The 16105-nt window shown below is 71.7% G+C and carries 13 protein-coding genes; 8 read left to right on the top strand and 5 right to left on the bottom strand.

Annotation, left to right across the window (positions count from 1 at the left end; translation table 11 throughout):
* Window positions 1-2 precede the first annotated feature (2 nt).
* Together ACFUNE_RS27710 and ACFUNE_RS27705 are read right to left on the bottom strand one after the other, a co-directional pair.
* Window positions 3-557, bottom strand: coding sequence for a tripartite tricarboxylate transporter TctB family protein (locus tag ACFUNE_RS27710; RefSeq protein WP_383573654.1), 555 nt, complete (start codon window positions 555-557; stop codon window positions 3-5).
* Window positions 554-1537, bottom strand: a complete 984-nt coding sequence (locus ACFUNE_RS27705) for a Bug family tripartite tricarboxylate transporter substrate binding protein (protein ID WP_383573652.1) — start codon at window positions 1535-1537, stop codon at window positions 554-556. Before ACFUNE_RS27705 ends, ACFUNE_RS27710 begins: the two co-directional genes overlap by 4 nt.
* 132 nt (window positions 1538-1669) lie before the next feature.
* Between ACFUNE_RS27705 and ACFUNE_RS27700 the strand changes: the two genes are divergently transcribed.
* The 3 genes from ACFUNE_RS27700 to ACFUNE_RS27690 all read left to right on the top strand — a co-directional run bounded on the left by ACFUNE_RS27700 (window position 1670) and on the right by ACFUNE_RS27690 (window position 5504).
* Complete coding sequence (locus ACFUNE_RS27700) at window positions 1670-2368, top strand: response regulator (protein ID WP_383573650.1); 699 nt, start codon at window positions 1670-1672, stop codon at window positions 2366-2368.
* A gap of 127 nt (window positions 2369-2495) precedes the next feature.
* Window positions 2496-4070, top strand: a complete 1575-nt coding sequence (locus tag ACFUNE_RS27695) for an alkaline phosphatase D family protein (protein ID WP_383573648.1) — start codon at window positions 2496-2498, stop codon at window positions 4068-4070.
* 390 nt (window positions 4071-4460) lie between these two features.
* On the top strand, window positions 4461-5504 hold the full coding sequence (locus tag ACFUNE_RS27690) for a lytic polysaccharide monooxygenase (protein ID WP_383573646.1): 1044 nt from the start codon (window positions 4461-4463) through the stop codon (window positions 5502-5504).
* A gap of 47 nt (window positions 5505-5551) precedes the next feature.
* On the opposite strand, the gene ACFUNE_RS27685 is transcribed toward ACFUNE_RS27690, so the two are convergent.
* The 3 genes from ACFUNE_RS27685 to ACFUNE_RS27675 form a co-directional block, all read right to left on the bottom strand.
* Window positions 5552-6445: an esterase/lipase family protein gene (locus ACFUNE_RS27685; protein ID WP_383573644.1), complete on the bottom strand. Its 894-nt coding sequence runs from the start codon at window positions 6443-6445 to the stop codon at window positions 5552-5554.
* Between the two features lie 241 nt (window positions 6446-6686).
* Window positions 6687-7685, bottom strand: a complete 999-nt coding sequence (locus ACFUNE_RS27680; protein ID WP_383573642.1) for a hypothetical protein — start codon at window positions 7683-7685, stop codon at window positions 6687-6689.
* Window positions 7682-11137: a DNA polymerase III subunit alpha gene (locus ACFUNE_RS27675; RefSeq protein ID WP_383573640.1), complete on the bottom strand. Its 3456-nt coding sequence runs from the start codon at window positions 11135-11137 to the stop codon at window positions 7682-7684. Before ACFUNE_RS27675 ends, ACFUNE_RS27680 begins: the two co-directional genes overlap by 4 nt.
* Before the next feature lie 154 nt (window positions 11138-11291).
* Here ACFUNE_RS27675 and ACFUNE_RS27670 point away from each other — a divergent pair, with 154 nt between their 5' ends.
* The 5 genes from ACFUNE_RS27670 to ACFUNE_RS27650 all read left to right on the top strand — a co-directional run bounded on the left by ACFUNE_RS27670 (window position 11292) and on the right by ACFUNE_RS27650 (window position 16029).
* Window positions 11292-12338 (top strand): DUF3533 domain-containing protein, encoded by a 1047-nt coding sequence (locus ACFUNE_RS27670; RefSeq protein ID WP_383573638.1) that lies wholly within the window; start codon window positions 11292-11294, stop codon window positions 12336-12338.
* A 303-nt stretch (window positions 12339-12641) separates the two neighbouring features.
* The gene (locus ACFUNE_RS27665) at window positions 12642-13139 is read left to right on the top strand and encodes a phospholipase (protein ID WP_383573636.1); all 498 of its coding nucleotides are present in this window, start codon (window positions 12642-12644) and stop codon (window positions 13137-13139) included.
* 155 nt (window positions 13140-13294) lie between these two features.
* The gene (locus ACFUNE_RS27660) at window positions 13295-13906 is read left to right on the top strand and encodes a DUF6461 domain-containing protein (protein WP_383573634.1); all 612 of its coding nucleotides are present in this window, start codon (window positions 13295-13297) and stop codon (window positions 13904-13906) included.
* A gap of 399 nt (window positions 13907-14305) precedes the next feature.
* Window positions 14306-14878 (top strand): hypothetical protein, encoded by a 573-nt coding sequence (locus tag ACFUNE_RS27655; RefSeq protein ID WP_383573632.1) that lies wholly within the window; start codon window positions 14306-14308, stop codon window positions 14876-14878.
* A 140-nt stretch (window positions 14879-15018) separates the two neighbouring features.
* Entirely contained in the window at window positions 15019-16029 is a 1011-nt protein-coding gene (locus ACFUNE_RS27650; protein ID WP_383573630.1) for a hypothetical protein, read from the top strand.
* The last annotated feature ends 76 nt before the right edge of the window (window positions 16030-16105 follow it).

The following is a 16105-nucleotide window of genomic DNA, read 5'->3' as shown; positions in this document are numbered from 1 at the left end:
GGTCAGAGCACCCCCATCAGCGGGCCGCCCGGGAGGGGCACCCCGAGCAGGTTGTCGAAGACGAAGTAGGTCACCAGGGAGAGACCGGCCGCGATGAGCGGATCGCGGTCGTGGTGGCGGCTGCCCAGCGCGTAGGCCGACCCCCAGAAGAGGAGGGCGCCGGAGATGGGGAAGCCGAGGGGGCCTATGAGAACGGCGAAGGCGAGGAAGACGCCGGTGAGCAGGGCCACGGTGCGCCGGTCGGCGGGTTCGTCGAGGTCGACGTCCTCGCCGGCCTCCGCCTCGCCGCGTCCGCCGCGAAGGACGTCGACGGCCAGCAGCACGGCGACGGCCAGCAGCCCGATGCCGACGGCGACCGGGACGGTCCTGGGGCCGACGGGTCCGCGCTGGGTGATGTCCACGCTCATCGTGAGGGAGTCCGTCAGGACGAGGAGGCCCAGCGCGAGCAGGATGACGCAGACGCCGAGTTCGGAGTGCTCGCGCAGCCATGAACGCGCGGTAACGGGGCGGGAGGGAGTGCTGCCGTCCGTGCGGGAGGGAGTGCTGTCGTCCGTCACAGTCCCAGCTCCTCCATGACGGTCGCGACGCGGCGGTCCTGGCCGTCCAGGAAGTCGCCGAAGTCGTCGCCGGTGAGGAAGGCGTCGTCCCAGCCGTTCTTCTCCATTGAGTCGCGCCACTCCTTCGAGTCGTGCAGTTCGCTCACCAGCCCGACGAGTTTGTCCCGCTCGGCGTCGGAGAGCCCGGGTGGTGCGACGATGCCGCGCCAGTTGGTGAAGTCGGTGTCGAGGCCGGCCTCCCGGAGCGTGGGCGCGTCGAGTCCCGGGACCCGCTTCGGCCCGGTGACGGCGAGCAGCCGCAGCTCACCGGCCTCGATCTGGTCGAGGTACTCGCCGACGCCGGAGACTCCGAAGCCGACCTTGTTGCCGAGGATCGAGGCGAGCAGCTCGCCACCCCCGTCGAAGGGGATGTAGTTGACCTGCTCGGGGGCGATCCCGGCGGCCTTCGCCATCAGCATCGGCGCCAGGTGGTCGGGTCCGCCCGGGGAGGAACCGCCGCCGACCGGGATCTTCCCCGGGTCCTTCTTCCAGGCGGTGAGCAGCTGGCCGATCGTCCGGTACGGGGAGTCCTCGGCTACGACGACGATGTCCTGCTCCTCGGTGAGCCGGGCGATCGGGGTGGTGTCGGCCAGGGTCTTGGGCGACTTGTTGGTGTGCACGGCGCCCACGACACCGAGACCCATCGACATGGCGAGCTTGCCGTTGCCGTGCTCGGCGACCAGCCGGGTCACCCCGACGGTGCCTCCCGCGCCGGGCAGGTTGAACACCTCGATGCCGTGGGTGAGCCCCGCGTCCTCGGCGTTCTTCGCCGCGGTGCGCGCGGTGATGTCGTAGCCGCCGCCGGGTGTGTTGGGAACCATGAAGCGCAGTCCGGGAATCTGCGTGCCGGTGTCGGAACCGCTGCCTGAGGAGAGCAGCGGTGGCCCGACGACCACCAGCAGCGTTGCCCCGAACAGGGCGAGGGGAGTGCGCAGTCGCACCGGGTGCCGCCTTTCGAGCTCGGTGTGAGCGGGTGTGAGGTGGCCCACATGTTGCCTGCGCGTTAACGAGCTGTCGCCGTTCCGGAATCAATGGACGTTGTGGTCGTTGTGGTCGCGCCCTAGCGTGTCGGCGTGACGAAAGTGCTGGTGGTGGACGACGACTTCATGGTCGCGAAGCTGCACAGCCGGTATGTGTCCGCATTGGACGGATTTACGGTCGTCGGTGTGGCCCACACGGGCGCCGAGGCCCTGCGCGCGGCCCGCCGGCTGCGTCCCGACCTGGTCCTGCTCGACATCTACCTCCCCGACATGGACGGGATCCAGGTACTGCGGGAGCTGCGCGCGGCAGAGGAACGCGAAGGGGACAGCCACAGCGCGGACGCGCTCTTCATCACGGCGGCACGCGATGCCGGGGTGGTCAGGGCGGCTCTGCGGGCGGGTGCCCTGCACTACCTGATCAAGCCCTTCCACCGCGCGGCGCTGCAGGAGCAGCTGCAGCACGTGGCTTCGCTGCGCAATCGCCTGGACGCACTGGACGAGTCCCGCCAGGAGGCCCGCCAGGAGGACGTCGACCGTATCTTCGGCACCCGCCCCCCGGGTTCCCGCGAACTCCCCAAGGGCCTGGCCGCGCACACCGCGGACCTGGTCGAGCGCGTCCTGCGTGAACACCCGGCGGGGCTGTCGGCCTCCGAATGCGCGGTGGCGGGAGCCCTGTCCCGGGTCAGCGCGCGCCGCTACCTCGAGTACTTCGCGGAGACGGGGCGGGCCGAGGTGTCCCTGCGGTACGGCGGGACGGGGCGGCCCGAGCGCCGCTACCGCGCGGTGGCCTGAGCCGCTCCCGCCCATGTAGCTGTCCTGTTCACGTATCGCTCGGCCCCCGGCCATGCGCTGCGTGTGAACATGACATCAACCCCCGGCAGCGTGTTCCAGGTTGGCGCAGAGCAACCGAGGAGGACCCGTGGTCGCACATTCCGTGTCCCGCAGGCAGATGTTCGGATTCGGCGGGGCGGCAGCCGCAGCGCTGATGCTCGGGACGGGGGCGTGGGAGGCCCAGTCCGCGTTCGCCGCACCCGCTCTGAAGGGTGATCCGTTCACCCTGGGGGTGGCCTCCGGCGACCCGACGTCGGACGGCGTGGTGCTCTGGACGCGCCTGGCCCCCGATCCCTTCGCGCAGGACGGCCTCGGCGGGATGCCCGCCACACCCGTCCGCGTCCAGTACGAGGTGGCGCTCGACGAGCACTTCCGGCGGGTGGTGCGCCGGAGCAGCGTCGTGGCGACCCCCGAACTGGCGCACTCGGTCCACCCCGAGGTGCACGGGCTCTCCCCCGACCGCACGTACTGGTTCCGCTTCCGGGCCGGTTCGTCGATCTCCCCGGTGGGCCGTACGCGCACCACGCCCGCGCCGTGGCACTCCCCGCGTGACCTGAAGTTCGCCTTCGCGTCCTGCCAGGCCTGGCAGGACGGCTATTTCACGGCCTACCACCACATGGCGCAGGAGGACCTGGACTTGGTGGTGCACCTCGGCGACTACCTCTACGAGTCCGGTGTCAGGACGAACAAGCGCGGTGTGACGACCGATCCGAAGTTCCACACGGAGACCCTCGACCTCGCCCGCTACCGCCTCCAGTACGGCCTCTACAAGTCCGAGGCACCACTGCGCGAGGCCCACGCCAACTTCCCGTGGATCATGACCTTCGACGACCACGAGGTGGAGAACAACTGGGCGGACGAGACGTCCGAGAACAACGAGGACCCGAAGACCTTCCTGCTTCGCCGGGCCGACGCCTTCCAGGCCATGTACGAGCACGCGCCGCTGCGCCGCACCCAGCTCCCGAAGGGCCCGGACGTGCAGATGTACCGCAGGCTCCCGTACGGCCGGCTCGCCGACTTCACCATGCTCGACACCCGCCAGTACCGTGACGACCAGGCCTGCGGCGACGGCACCACGGCGGACTGCGCCGAACGCTTCGACGAGGACCGCACCCTGCTGGGGTCCCGGCAGCGGGACTGGGTCCTCGACGGCTTCAGCCGCTCGCGGGCGCGCTGGCAGATCCTCGGCAACCAGGCCCCGATGGGCCAGACCGACCAGGACCCGGGCACCGGCACGACGGTCTGGACGGACCCGTGGGACGGCTACGTCGCGGAGCGCAACCGGGTGCTCGCGGAGGCCGACGCCCGCGGGGTGCGCAACCTGGTCGTCATCACGGGCGACCGCCACCAGAACTACGCGTGGGACCTGAAGCGCGACTACGCCGACCCGGAATCGGCGACCGTGGGTTCGGAGTTCGTGGGCACCTCGATCACGAGCGGCGGCGACGGCGCCGACATGACGGCACAGGGCGAGACGTTCCTCGCGGCGAACCCGCACATGAAGTTCTTCAACAACCAGCGCGGCTACGCGCGCGTGACGGTGGGCCGCGACCGTTGGACGACGGACTTCCGCGTCCTGCCCTTCGTGACGAAGCCGGACGCCACCATCAGCACGCGGGCCAGCGTGGTCGTGGAGGACGGGACTCCGGGCGTCCAGGTCTGACCCGACGTGGCCGGGGTGAGGGTACGGGCGCCCCGGCCGGGTGGCTGACGCCCCGTAACCCGGTTCTACGGCCGGCCAGGGCGAGAAGCCGGGCAGTGCGATCTCCCCGCCGCCGGTTCCGTCGTTCCACAGGGTCAGAAGCGGCTCGCCCCGGACGCGGAGGTCTCCGTGCTGTCGTCCTGGCAGGGCAGGGAGGTGAAGCCGCGGTGACCCGGGTCGGGGGCCGGGCTCCACGGCCCGCCTTCCTGAGCGCTCCCCTAACCGCCCCTTAAGCGCACCATAACGTTCCCCACCTGCGCCTTTTCACGCCCGGATCCGTCCTCGGCAGCGGCTAGCTTGCTGATCACCACACCTGGTCAACAGCCGTGCCGCCGAAGGAGAACCACCATCATGGCCGTCATCACCACCGCTCGCAGGATCGCCGGAAGCGTCGTCGCGCTCGGTGTCGCACCGCTCGCGCTGACCGGGCTCTCCGCCGCCCCGGCCGCCGCCCACGGTTCGCTGAGCGATCCGGTCAGCCGGGTCTCGGCCTGTTTCGCGGAGGGGCCGGAGAACCCGCAGTCGGCGGCGTGCAAGGCGGCGGTGGCGGCGGGCGGTACCCAGGCGCTGTACGACTGGAACGGCGTGAACATCGCCAACGCGGCGGGCAACCACCGTGGCCTGATCCCGGACGGCAAGCTGTGCAGCGCGGGCAACGACAAGTTCAAGGGGCTCGACCTGCCGCGTGCGGACTGGCCGTCCACGCCCATGCAGGCGGGCAGCCACACCTTCCGGTTCCGGGCCACCGCTCCGCACAAGGGCTCGTTCGAGCTGTACCTGACCCGGGCGAGCTACGACCCGGCGCAGCCGCTGAAGTGGTCCGACCTCGAGGAGAAGCCGTTCGCCACGGCCACCGACCCGACGCTGCAGGACGGGTCGTACGTCTTCGACGGCACCGTGCCCCAGGCGTCGGGGCGGCAGCTGATCTACACGGTCTGGCAGCGGTCGGACTCCCCCGAGGCCTTCTACGCCTGCTCCGACGTGGTCTTCGGTGGTGAGAGCGCCGGGAGCGGGGCCGGCACCGGTGACACCACCGGGGCGGCCCCCGCGCCCGCCGCGTCCGCCCCGTCCGAGGAGGACATCGACGAGGGCGCCGGCAAGTCGTCCGTCGAGCACGGCGGCCACGGCGACGACGACGCGGCGACCGGCGCGGAGGTCACCGAAGCGGCCCCCGCCGCCGAGGCCGACGATGCCGGGGCGAACGCCCCCGAGCCGAACAACGTCGCCGCCTCCCCGGCGAGCGCCGTGCCCGGTGACGACGCGCTCGCCGAGACCGGTGGGAGCAGCAGCTCCTCGTACCTCGCGATGGGTGGGGCCGCCGCGCTGGCCCTCGGTGCGAGCGCCCTGTTCGTGTCGGTCCGGCGCCGGTCCTCGGGCGGCGCGCACCGCGCCTGATCCCGCGGCTGCCGGGCTCCCGTCACCGGGGGCCCGGCAGCGCGTTCTCAGCTCACGGCCGAGGCGCAGGTGGTCGGGGTGGCGCGCGCCGGATCGAGGGCGTTCGCCACTTCGTGGAAGGCGATCCTGTCGATGGTCCCGATGGCGACGTGCTCGGAGAGGTCGACCGGGCACAGGTCCTGGAGCAGGACGTTCCGTACGTTCGGCCCGTCCAGGTACTGCGTGCGGTACGGGGTCACGACCTCGTCGTACCGGGTCGCGATGACGGTGTAGCGGACTCCGGGCACGGTGTCGGCTCCCGCGTTGAGCTTGGTGATGAACGCGGATCCGGCGACCTGGTCGGCGAGGCCCGGGGTGTTGGTGGTGAGGAGGTCCTCGACACCGGGGAAGTACGGCAGCAGCCGGGTGAGGCCGAGAAGCGTGGTGCCGTGGTTGTCGGGGGCGATCCCGACGAGGGCGTTCACCTTGCCGGCCCCGCCGAGGAACTTCAGGTAGTAGTTGGGCATCATGCCGCCCTGGGAGTGGCCGACGAGGTCGGCCTTGGGTGCTCCGGTGGCGCCGAGCACCTTGTCGACGAACACGTCGAGCTGTCCTGCCGACTTGTCGATCGGGCCGAGGCCGTTGAAGAACGGCACGCCCGGGAGCTGGCCGTAGTCGAGCGAGAAGACGCAGTAGCCCCGGCTGACGAGGTAGGGCGCGAGGACCAGCCAGTTGTCGACCGAGTTCCCGAAGGTCCCGTGGACGAGGACGACGGGGCGGGGGTGGGCCGAGGAGGGCTTGCAGGAGTAGTCGTTCCAGCCCCGGGACGGGGCGGCGGCCTGCGTGGCGGCCGCGTCGGCGGTCGCCGTGGGGGCGGCGACGAGCGCGGTGAGGGTGAGGAACAGGGCGGCGAGCGTCCGGCGAGCGCGTGGGGTGCGCGGGGCACGGGTCCAGGGCAGCATCGGGTGGTCTCCTTGCGGCTCAAGGGAGTTGCGATGTCGGTGCGCCCTGCGGTCCGGACCACAGCGAACTACGTTCTCTACGTGCTCATGCCAAATTACGCATGAGTAAGGTTGCTGGGGAAGTTACGCGTCAGTAAAAAGATTCCGGCGCGCCGGGCGGGACCGCGCGGGCCCAGCCTACGAGCGCCCCCGGGACCGGGCCGCGAGCCACGCCGAGCTCGCACCGCCGGCCACGCCGAGGTCAGGCCGCGAGCCGCCCCGGCTTCACGGCCCCCGGACCGAACCTGGCCCGCAGCCTGTCGGAGACCGCCTCGATCCGCCGCGCCCGTTCGTCCACCGGGTCGAAGGTGAGCTGGTGGGCGGCGCGTTCCGCGTCGTGGAGACCTTCCGCCCGCAGCCCGATCCCCCGCACCCGCGCCCGCTGCAGGGCGAACGAGTCCTGGATCCGGTACGCGAGCGAGGTGAGCGCCACCGAGTGGGCGGTGGGCTCCTGGAGCGTACGGCTGCGGGTCAGCGTCGCGTAGCCGGTCCGGTCGGCGTAGCGCACGGAGACCGCGAGCGAGCGGCACACCTGCCCGTCGACGCGCAGCCTGGCCCCCAGCTCCTCGGTGAGCGAGAGGAGCGCGCGGCGGTGCTGCTCGGGGTCCAGTTCGTCGCGGGGGAAGGAGCGTTCGGCGGCGATCGACCGGGCGGCGGCGTTCGGCACGACCCGTGTGCGGTCGATGCCGTTGGCCCGCTCCCACAGCTCGCGCCCGGTCCGCACCCCGGTGATCCGCTGCAGGGTGGCGAGGGGCGCGGCGGCGATCCGGCCGATGGAGTCGAGCCCGTATCCGCACAGGGTGCGCGCGGTCGCCGCCCCGACACCGTCCAGCGCCGCGGCGGGCTTGGACGCGAGGAAACCGGCGTGCTCACCGGGGGGCACCACGAAGGTGGTTCCGCCCACCGCCTGCCGCGCGGCCATCCTGGCCAGCATGGGGTTGGCGGCAGCGCCGATCGCGCAGTCCACACCGTGCAGCGCGAGGGCGCGCACCCGGATCACGGAGGCCAGGCCCGCCACGTCCTGTCCGAAGTAGCGCAGGGCGCCGCCGACATCGGCGAGCGCGGCGCCCGGCGGGGCCGCCTCGACGACCGGGGTGAACGCCCCGAGGAGGGCGAGCAGCCCCTCGTACCCCGCGCTGTCCGGCAGCCCGCCGCCGATCCGGCGGAACCGCAGGCACAGGACGGCCGGCTGATCGCTCATCCCGCGCTCCCCTGGCTCTGGTGCCACAGCTTCCTTCCGGTGGGCGTCCCCTCGCCGGCCGGCTGGAGGTCGGACCAGGGGTTCATCTCGTAGCCGGTCGGCAGCTGGATGCGGCGGCCGTCGTCCGGCACCTCCTCCCCGTCGGCGGGCACCTCCGCCAGCCGTGCCGCGACCGCGTCGAGGCCGCCGGTGCGCCGGAGTTCGGCCAGCTCCGCCAGATTCCAGGCCGCCGATCCGACCACGCTCAGGCTGCGCGCACCGCGCCGCTGGACCACCCCGCGCACCAGCAGCAGCCAGGAGTGGAAGACGGTGTGCGCGCAGGCAGCGTGGCTGTCGTCGAAGAAGGCGAGGTCGACCAGGCCCGTCCCGTCGTCCAGGGTGGTGAAGATGACCCGGCGCCCGGAGCGGACCGGCGGGGTCTGGGTGGCCACCTTGGCACCCGCGACGAGCACGGTCTCCCCGTGCCCGGCCTCCCGCAGCCGCTTCGCCGAGACCGCGCCGAGCTCTTCCAGGAAGGCGTGGTGATCACCCATCAGATGACGGGACACGTCCATGCTGAGGACGCCGAGCTCGGCGCTGAGACGTTCGGCTTCGTTGAGGTCGGGCAGCCCGACGGTGCCGGTGCGGTGACCGCCGCCGAGCGGGAGCTGGGCGCCCGCCGCGCCGGAGCCGGAGCTCCGCTGGGCACGGTGGAGTTCGGACAGGTGCAGCAGCAGGTCCCTGCGGTTGGCGCCGAAGGCGTCCAGCGCGCCGACCTGGGCCAGCCGTTCGGCGGCGGGCTTCCCGGGCCTGGCCCGCTGCCAGAAGTCGAGCAGCGAGGTGTAGGGCTGCCCGGTCTCGATCCGGGTCACCTCGGCCTCGCTGATGCCGTGGACGTCCGAGAGCGCCAGCCGCAATCCCCATGTGTCACCGTTCTCGCCAGACACCAGTTCGATTCGATGAGCGGCTGCCGACCGGTTCACGTCCAGCGGCAGCACCGGCACCCCGCGCCGCCGCGCGTCCGCCAGCAGCAGCCGCTTCGGGTACATCCCGGGGTCGTGCGTGAGCAGCCCGGCGTAGAAGGCCGCCGGGTGGTGCGCCTTGAGCCAGGCCGACTGGTACGTCGGCACGGCGAAGGCGACCGCGTGCGCCTTGCAGAAGCCGTAGCTCCCGAACGCCTCGATGATCTCCCAGGCACGGGCGATCACCTCGGCGCCGTACTTCCTCCGCTCGGCCCGCCGCGCGAACCAGACCTTGATCCGGGCCTGCGACTCGGGGTCGGAGAGCCCGCGCCGCACCCGGTCGGCCTCGCCGCGTCCGCAGCCGGTCATGATGTTCACCATCTCGATGATCTGCTCGTGGAAGACGACCACTCCGTAGGTGCCGCGCAGCGCGTCCTCCAGATCGGGGTGCGGGTAGCGCACGGGCGCGCGGCCGTGCCTGGCCTCGATGAAGGGCCGCACCATGTCGGCGGCGACCGGCCCCGGCCGGAACAGCGAGATGTCGACCACCAGGTCGTGGAAGGTGGAGGGCTGGAGCCGGCCGACCAGGTCGCGCTGGCCCGGCGACTCGATCTGGAAGCAGCCGAGCGTCTCGGCGCTCTTGATCAGCCGGTACGTCTCCGGGTCGCCCTGCGGTACGGCGTCCAGGTCGACCTCCTGCCCCGAGGCCCGCTTCACCTCGGTCACCGCGTGCGCCATCGCCGACTGCATCCGTACGCCGAGCACGTCGAGCTTGAGCAGCCCGAGGTGCTCCACGTCGTCCTTGTCGAACTGGGACATGGGGAAGCCCTCACCGCTGGTGGGCATGACCGGCGTACGACGCAGCAGCGAGTCGTCCGAGAGGAGCACCCCGCACGGGTGCATGGCGATGCCGCGTGGCAGCGCGTCCAGCGACTCCACCAGGTCCCAGAGCCGCCCGTACTTCTCCTTCTGTCCGGCCACGGCCCGCAGCTCGGGCAGCTCCTCCATCGCGGCGCGGGCGTCCCTGGCCCGGATGTGCGGGAAGGCCTTGGCGAGCCTGTCGGTCTCGGCCGGGTCCATGGAGAGCGCGGCGCCGACGTCGCGGATGGCGTGGCGCACCCGGTAGGTCTCGGGCATCGAGACGGTCGCGACCCGCTCGGCGCCGAAGCGGCCGATGATCGCGCGGTAGACGTCCAGGCGGCGGGCCGACTCGACGTCGATGTCGATGTCGGGCAGCACGAAGCGCCGCTTGGACAGGAAGCGCTCCATGAGCAGTCCGTGTTCGACCGGGTCGGCGTGGGCGATCCCGAGCAGGTGGTTGACCAGGGAACCCGCACCGGAACCGCGCGCGGCGACCCGTATGCCCATCCCCTTCACGTCGTCGACGACCTGGGAGACCGTCAGGAAGTACGTGGCGAAGCCGTGGTGGGCGATGATGTCCAGCTCGCGGTGCATCCGCTCCCAGTAGTCGCGCCTGCGGTCGTAGCCGTGCCGCACCATGCCCGCGGCGGCACGCGAGGCGAGCACCCGCTGGGCGGTGCGCAGCCCCGCTCCCACGAGACGCGGCTCGGGGAAGTGGACGCTGCCCAGCCCCAGGTCCTCCGCCGGGTCGACGGCGCAGGCGTCGGCGGTGCGCCGGGTCTCCGCGAGCAGCCGGCGCCCGGCGTCCTGCCCGAGCCCGGCGGCAGCGGTGATCCGCTCGGCGGCCTCCCGCATCGCCCGGGCGTCCTTGAGCCAGCGCTCCCCGCTGTCGAGGGGGGAGCGGCGCGGATCGACGGGGACGAGCCGGCGGGCCGAGTCGAGTACGTCGGCGACGGGGCCCTGCCCGGGGTCGGCGTACCGGACGGCGTTCGTCAGCACGGCCCGCACCCCCTGCTCGGCGGCGAGGCCGACCGTACGGGCGGCGAGCCGCAGCGAGCCGGGGCCGGTGCCCTCGCGGCCGTGGTGGACGGCTTCGAGGCGCAGGGCGTCGCCGTAGATCTCCCGCCAGGGCGCGAGCAGGGCGGCGGCGCGGTCGGGCCGGCCTGCGGCCAGCGCGGCGCCCACCTCGGACGCGGGGCCGAGCAGCACCGTGAGCCCTTCGGCCGCCAGCGCGTCCCGGCCGACCAGGGGCTGCCCGGTGTCCGGACCGCCGGCGTCGGGGGCGTGGGCGGCCGTGACCAGTCGACACAGCTCGGCCCAGCCCCGTGCGCCGTCCCGAGCGAGGAAGGTGACACGGGCTGCCGATTCATCGACAAAGGCACCCCCGCGGGCCGGTGTGCGCGACCTGCGCGCAGCCCCCTCTCCCCCCGGCTGCGGCGCCACCGCGAGCTCCGCCCCGAAGAGCGGCCGTATCCCGGCCTTCTCGCAGGCCCGGGCGAAGCGGACCGTGCCGGCGAGGCTGTCGCGATCGGTCAGCGCGAGGGCGTCCATCCCCCGCTCGGCGGCACGCTCGGCCAGCCGCTCGGGGTGCGAGGCCCCGTACCGCAGGGAGAACCCGGAAACGGTATGCAGATGCGTGAAGCCTGACATCCGCACCTCCTGGACCGATCCGTACTCACCACCCCCTCACCTCCACCATAGACCAAGTTTCGAACATTCGTACGATAAGCGGGCGCGCGGCCACTCCTCCGCCATTCGGCCCGTCCCGCCTGCGCGAACACCGCCCTCCCGCGACCGTGGGGGCATGACTTTCGCTGACGAGGTGAAGAACGCCGTCACCGCACGGGCCGCCCTGCTGGTCGTCGGCGTACTGGCGCTGCAACTGCTCTTCATCGCCTCCTACGTCGGCGCGCTGCACCGCCCCGACCCGACGGACGTCCCCTTCGGGGTCGTCGCCCCGCAACAGGTGTCCGGGCGGCTCGTCACCCAGCTGGACGGCCTGCCGGGCGGACCACTGGACCCGCGCGCGGTCTCCGGCGAGGCCGAGGCCCGCCGGCAGGTCCAGAACCGCGACATCGACGGCGCCCTGATCGTCAGCCCCACCGGAGCCACCGACACCCTGCTCGTCGCCTCCGGCGGCGGCACCGTGCTGGCCACCTCGCTGGCCACGATCATCAAGGAGGCCGAGGGCCCCCGGCAGCGCACGGTGCGGACCGTGGACGTGGCCCCCGCCTCCCCGGACGACTTCGACGGCCTCTCCTCGTTCTACCTGGTCGTGGGCTGGTGCGTCGGCGGCTACCTCTGCGCCTCGATCCTGGCGATCAGCGCGGGCACCAAACCCGCCAACCGGCAGCGCGCGGTGATCCGCACCGCGGTGATGGCGCTGTACTCGATCGCGGGCGGGATCGGCGGCGCGGTCATCATCGGACCGATTCTCGGAGCGCTGCCGGGCAGCGTGTGGGCCCTGGCCGGACTGGGCGCCCTGGTCGTCTTCGCGGTCGGCATGATCACGCTCGCCCTGGAGGCGCTCACCGGCATCGTCGGCATCGGCCTGGCCGTCCTGCTCATCGTGGTCGCGGGCAACCCGAGCGCGGGCGGCGCCTTCCCGCTGCCGATGCTGCCGGACTTCTGGCGGGCGATCGGCCCCGCCCTTCCGCCCGGCGCGGGCACCTGGGTCGCCCGCTCGATCGCGTACTTCCGGGGCAACGCGGTCACCGGCCCGCTGCTGGTGCTCTCCGCCTGGGCGGTCGTCGGGACGGTCCTCACCCTGCTCCTGTCGATGCGCCGCCGGGACACGGACGGGACGCCGCGGACGACGGACGCCTCCGGCGGCGGCTCGCACCCCGGCTGAGACCGGCACCGGTCGGACACGGGCCCGGGGTACGGCCCCGGCGCCACGGCACCCCGGCGCCACGGCGCCACGGCGCCACGGCGCCCGGAAGCATGACGCCGCGAACACGACATCCGGACCCCGGCCCACCCTCACGGGCCGGGGCCTCCGGCTGCCCGCGGCCCGAGCCGCAGCGAACTCCTGACGACCAACCGGCGAACCCTCTAGGCATGACAGGTGCATGACGTCATTCTTGGAGCTGCCTCGCGCGACCCGCGAGGAGCACGGTCGGCACAACCCCCTTTCATCCGCCGGAGGTTGCTCATGCGTCGCAGATTCACCATCCCGTTCGCCGCGGTCGCCCTGTCGCTCCCGCTCGCCCTCGTACCGGCCGCCTCCGCTTCGGCCGCCCCGTCGGACAAGCCGCAGGTCCTCAGCTCCTGGACCCAGACGAGCGCCTCCAGCTACAACGCGTGGAACTCCGCCCGCAACAACCAGGGCGCGTGGTCCGCGTACGCCTTCGACTGGTCGACGGACTACTGCAGCACCTCCCCCGACAACCCGTTCGGCTTCCCGTTCCAGACGGCCTGCGCCCGCCACGACTTCGGCTACCGCAACTACAAGGCCGCGGGCACGTTCTCCGCGAACAAGTCCCGCATCGACTCCGCGTTCTACTCGGACCTCAAGCGGGTGTGCGCCGCCTACTCCGGCGCCAAGCTGACCTCGTGCAACAGCACGGCGTGGACGTACTACCACGCGGTGGACATCTTCGGGGTGGCACCGGCCGAGTCGGGCATCGGCGGAGCGCCCCAAGCCGCCTGATCCTCGCCTCCCACGCCTGGCGGCACGCCCTCCTCGCCGTGCGGACCCGGGGTACGGACCCCTGGTCCGCACGACGACCGTCCCGCCGGGGCCCGGCCGAGTCGACATGAGCCGCGGGACGACCGGATGTCAGTGGCTGCTGCGATTCTGCACACATGGCCGACGCAAGCACCGCCACCGACTACGGATGGCTCGAAGAGCAGTACCCGCACTTCATGGAGGCGTACTGCATCACGCTCGTCCAGGGACTCACCCCCGGCGAACTGCTCGGAGCGCTGGGCGCCGAACCGGGCGAGCGGATCACAGGCGTCGCGGAGCTGAGCGGGCCGACGTACGAGGCGTGGGACTCGGACGGTCAGTTCGTGGGAATCAGCCCGGTCGGCGAGTGGTCGCTGATGGTCGAGTACAACGGCTTCCTGGGCACCGAGACCAGGGCCATGCTCCCCCTCTCCCGCGACCGGACGGTGGTCTCCCACTTCAGGAACGTCAACGCGGTCGACCACTTCTACCGGTACGAGGACGGGGCCACGCGCCTGCACTTCGAGCCCCTCTTCCCCTACCATCGCGACGGCACCCACCCCGACGAACTGGTCCTCGACATGCGGGAGTCCGGATTCGACCTCAGCGACGAGGACGACCGGAGCTACGAGGCGCACACCGAGGCCGCCTTCGCGCTCGCCGAGCGCATCACAGGCGTGCGCCTGACACCGGAGCTCTTCGCCACCGCGGAGTTCACCTGCGGCCGCGTACCGGAGCCGCCGGGGTAGCACGCACCGAATCCTGCGGATGGACAGCCGGGGGCGCAGCGACAGCGCGAGGCGAACAGCCGTTCCGGCGGCGCACCTCGACCACACGCTCACCCCGGGGAAACATCAATACGACGTGTCCGTCACTTACATGGCGGGCATTCACCCCTTACTCCGACGCGGCATATCGGTGATGTCAACCACACACCGGCGCCCGCCAATCATGATCCTACTCAACGGTACACACGAGGACGGCATCATCGATCTTGAATGAGCTGGCCTTTCGGCAGGAAGGCGTGACAGTGAGCGCTCTCTCCCCTTCCGTGGTCTAAACCTCACGTCAGTCTTCGCACATCCCCTTGAGCGGCTTTACTTGCCGTACCCGATCGCCCTCCGCGACGGGCCTCAAAGGCGAGGGATATGAAAAAGAAGAATGTAGTGCTCTGGGGAGCCGGCATTACCGCAGCGGCAACGATCGCCGGTGCCGTCATCATGATTCAGGGAAGCCGCGGCGGGGACAACGGCAACGCGGGCGGGGACGGCGACGGCTGTCGGGTCGTCAACGCCAAGGGGGATGTCACCTGTGCCGGCACGGGGACGGACGAGCCGGACAGCTTCAAGGGCGGCGACCGCGCGAAGAGCCAGGGGCCTTGGCGGTACAAGGTCGTCAACACCTTCGTGGACGACCGTGACGAAGGCCTGATGGCCAGGATCTGCAACGCTGACGACTGCGCGGGACCCGATTCGGACGCCGCCGTCGGAATGGCGCTGCAGAACAGGTCCGTATGGGTCGTCTGCCATGAGGACTCGGGCTTCAACGGCGGCGAGCCGGACGGCGGAACCGTCTGGTTCAAGGTCCTCTGGCCCACGGACAAGCCGAACCTGGACGTACAGGTGAGCGGTCGGGAAAACCGGTACACGGCATGGATGTTCGGCAAGTACCTGTCACCCTCCGGGCATGACGGGAACATCTCACAGTGCAGCGATCTCTAGCGAGTTCATGCAAATGACAATGGGGCACCCGACCGTGTCGGGAACCCCGTTGTCTCCTGTCATCCGACATTCGGTCCGCCTTTTCGATCCATCCCTACGGGAAGAACTCTCATCCGCCCTGATCAGCAATGGAGCTGACCGTGAGCACCGAACCGACCGCGCGCGACCGCCGAGGCATACGCCTCTTCCTCGTCATCCCTCTCGTCCTGACAGCCGTGCTCCTCGGGTACCTGATCGCGACCACCGGTCACGACGGAACGGCCGCCGCCGGCCACGCGGACCCGGCCGCCGCCTCCGAAGTGACCCGGGACTCCGGAGACAGCACGATCCGCTCCCACGACGGCTCCGGCGCGGTGAACCTGCGCTCCTGCCCCGGCATGCCCGCAGCAGGGCAGACCACGGGCTGCGACATCATCGACCGCCTGCCCGACGGCACCGTCGTGACGATGGAGTGCTGGATCGACTCCGGCACCGTCCCCGGCCGCGCGGACACCGACCGGCGCTGGTTCCTGGTCACCCCCGGCGCCGGCGCCCCGCACCCGGGGCGCCGCGGCTATGTCTTCTCCGCGGAGATTCCCGTCGAGAAGCAGGTCCGCAGGCCCGAGTGCAGCAACGACCTCACCAACGAACTGCTCGGCGAGCCCGAGCCGTCCACTCCGGCGCCGTCACCTCCTGCCCCGGACGCCCCGGCCCCTTCGTCCCCGGAGCCCGCCTCGCCCTCGGCGCAGGTGCCGTCGTCACCCGCAGTCCCCACCGGGACGCCAGGGTCCGGGCCCGACCCCTCGGCCGCGGACGAGGTCACGGTGGTGGTGCGGAACCTGGTGACCGACGGACGCACGCAGATGCGTGAGGACACCGCCCACCCCGCCTACCTGTCCACTCAGCCGGTGAAACGCTGCAAGGACCGGACGCCGGTGTGCGCGGTACCGGGCGACCTCGCCTCCGGCGACCGCCTGACCGCCCTGTGCCGGCTTTCCGGGGACCGGATCACCAACGGCCAGGACCAGGAGGACGTCGACGATCTCAATCAGGGTCTGGACGAGAGCACCCTCTGGTACCGGCTGCAGTCTGCCGACGGCCGCGTCGGCTACCTCTCCGTCATCTGGCTCGCCCCCGGCGACCGCGGCGGGCACGGGCTCCCCGCCTGCTGACCCGACGCCCGGCTGGAAAAGCGGTGAGCCCGCCCCCTCGCAGGAGGGGGCGGGCTCACCGGCGCTCGGAGAGAGC

The sequence above is a fragment of the Streptomyces sp. NPDC057287 genome (assembly GCF_042667905.1).
Lineage (GTDB): Bacteria > Actinomycetota > Actinomycetes > Streptomycetales > Streptomycetaceae > Streptomyces.
This window is presented reverse-complemented; position numbering and strand designations above follow the sequence as displayed.

Coding starts and splice junctions, on each gene's coding strand:
- ACFUNE_RS27690 (WP_383573646.1), top strand. CDS start 4,461: ATGGCCGTCATCACCACCGCTCGCAGGATCGCCGGAAGCGTCGTCGCG.
- ACFUNE_RS27685 (WP_383573644.1), bottom strand. CDS start 6,445: ATGCTGCCCTGGACCCGTGCCCCGCGCACCCCACGCGCTCGCCGGACG.
- ACFUNE_RS27680 (WP_383573642.1), bottom strand. CDS start 7,685: ATGAGCGATCAGCCGGCCGTCCTGTGCCTGCGGTTCCGCCGGATCGGC.
- ACFUNE_RS27675 (WP_383573640.1), bottom strand. CDS start 11,137: ATGTCAGGCTTCACGCATCTGCATACCGTTTCCGGGTTCTCCCTGCGG.
- ACFUNE_RS27670 (WP_383573638.1), top strand. CDS start 11,292: ATGACTTTCGCTGACGAGGTGAAGAACGCCGTCACCGCACGGGCCGCC.
- ACFUNE_RS27665 (WP_383573636.1), top strand. CDS start 12,642: ATGCGTCGCAGATTCACCATCCCGTTCGCCGCGGTCGCCCTGTCGCTC.
- ACFUNE_RS27660 (WP_383573634.1), top strand. CDS start 13,295: ATGGCCGACGCAAGCACCGCCACCGACTACGGATGGCTCGAAGAGCAG.
- ACFUNE_RS27655 (WP_383573632.1), top strand. CDS start 14,306: ATGAAAAAGAAGAATGTAGTGCTCTGGGGAGCCGGCATTACCGCAGCG.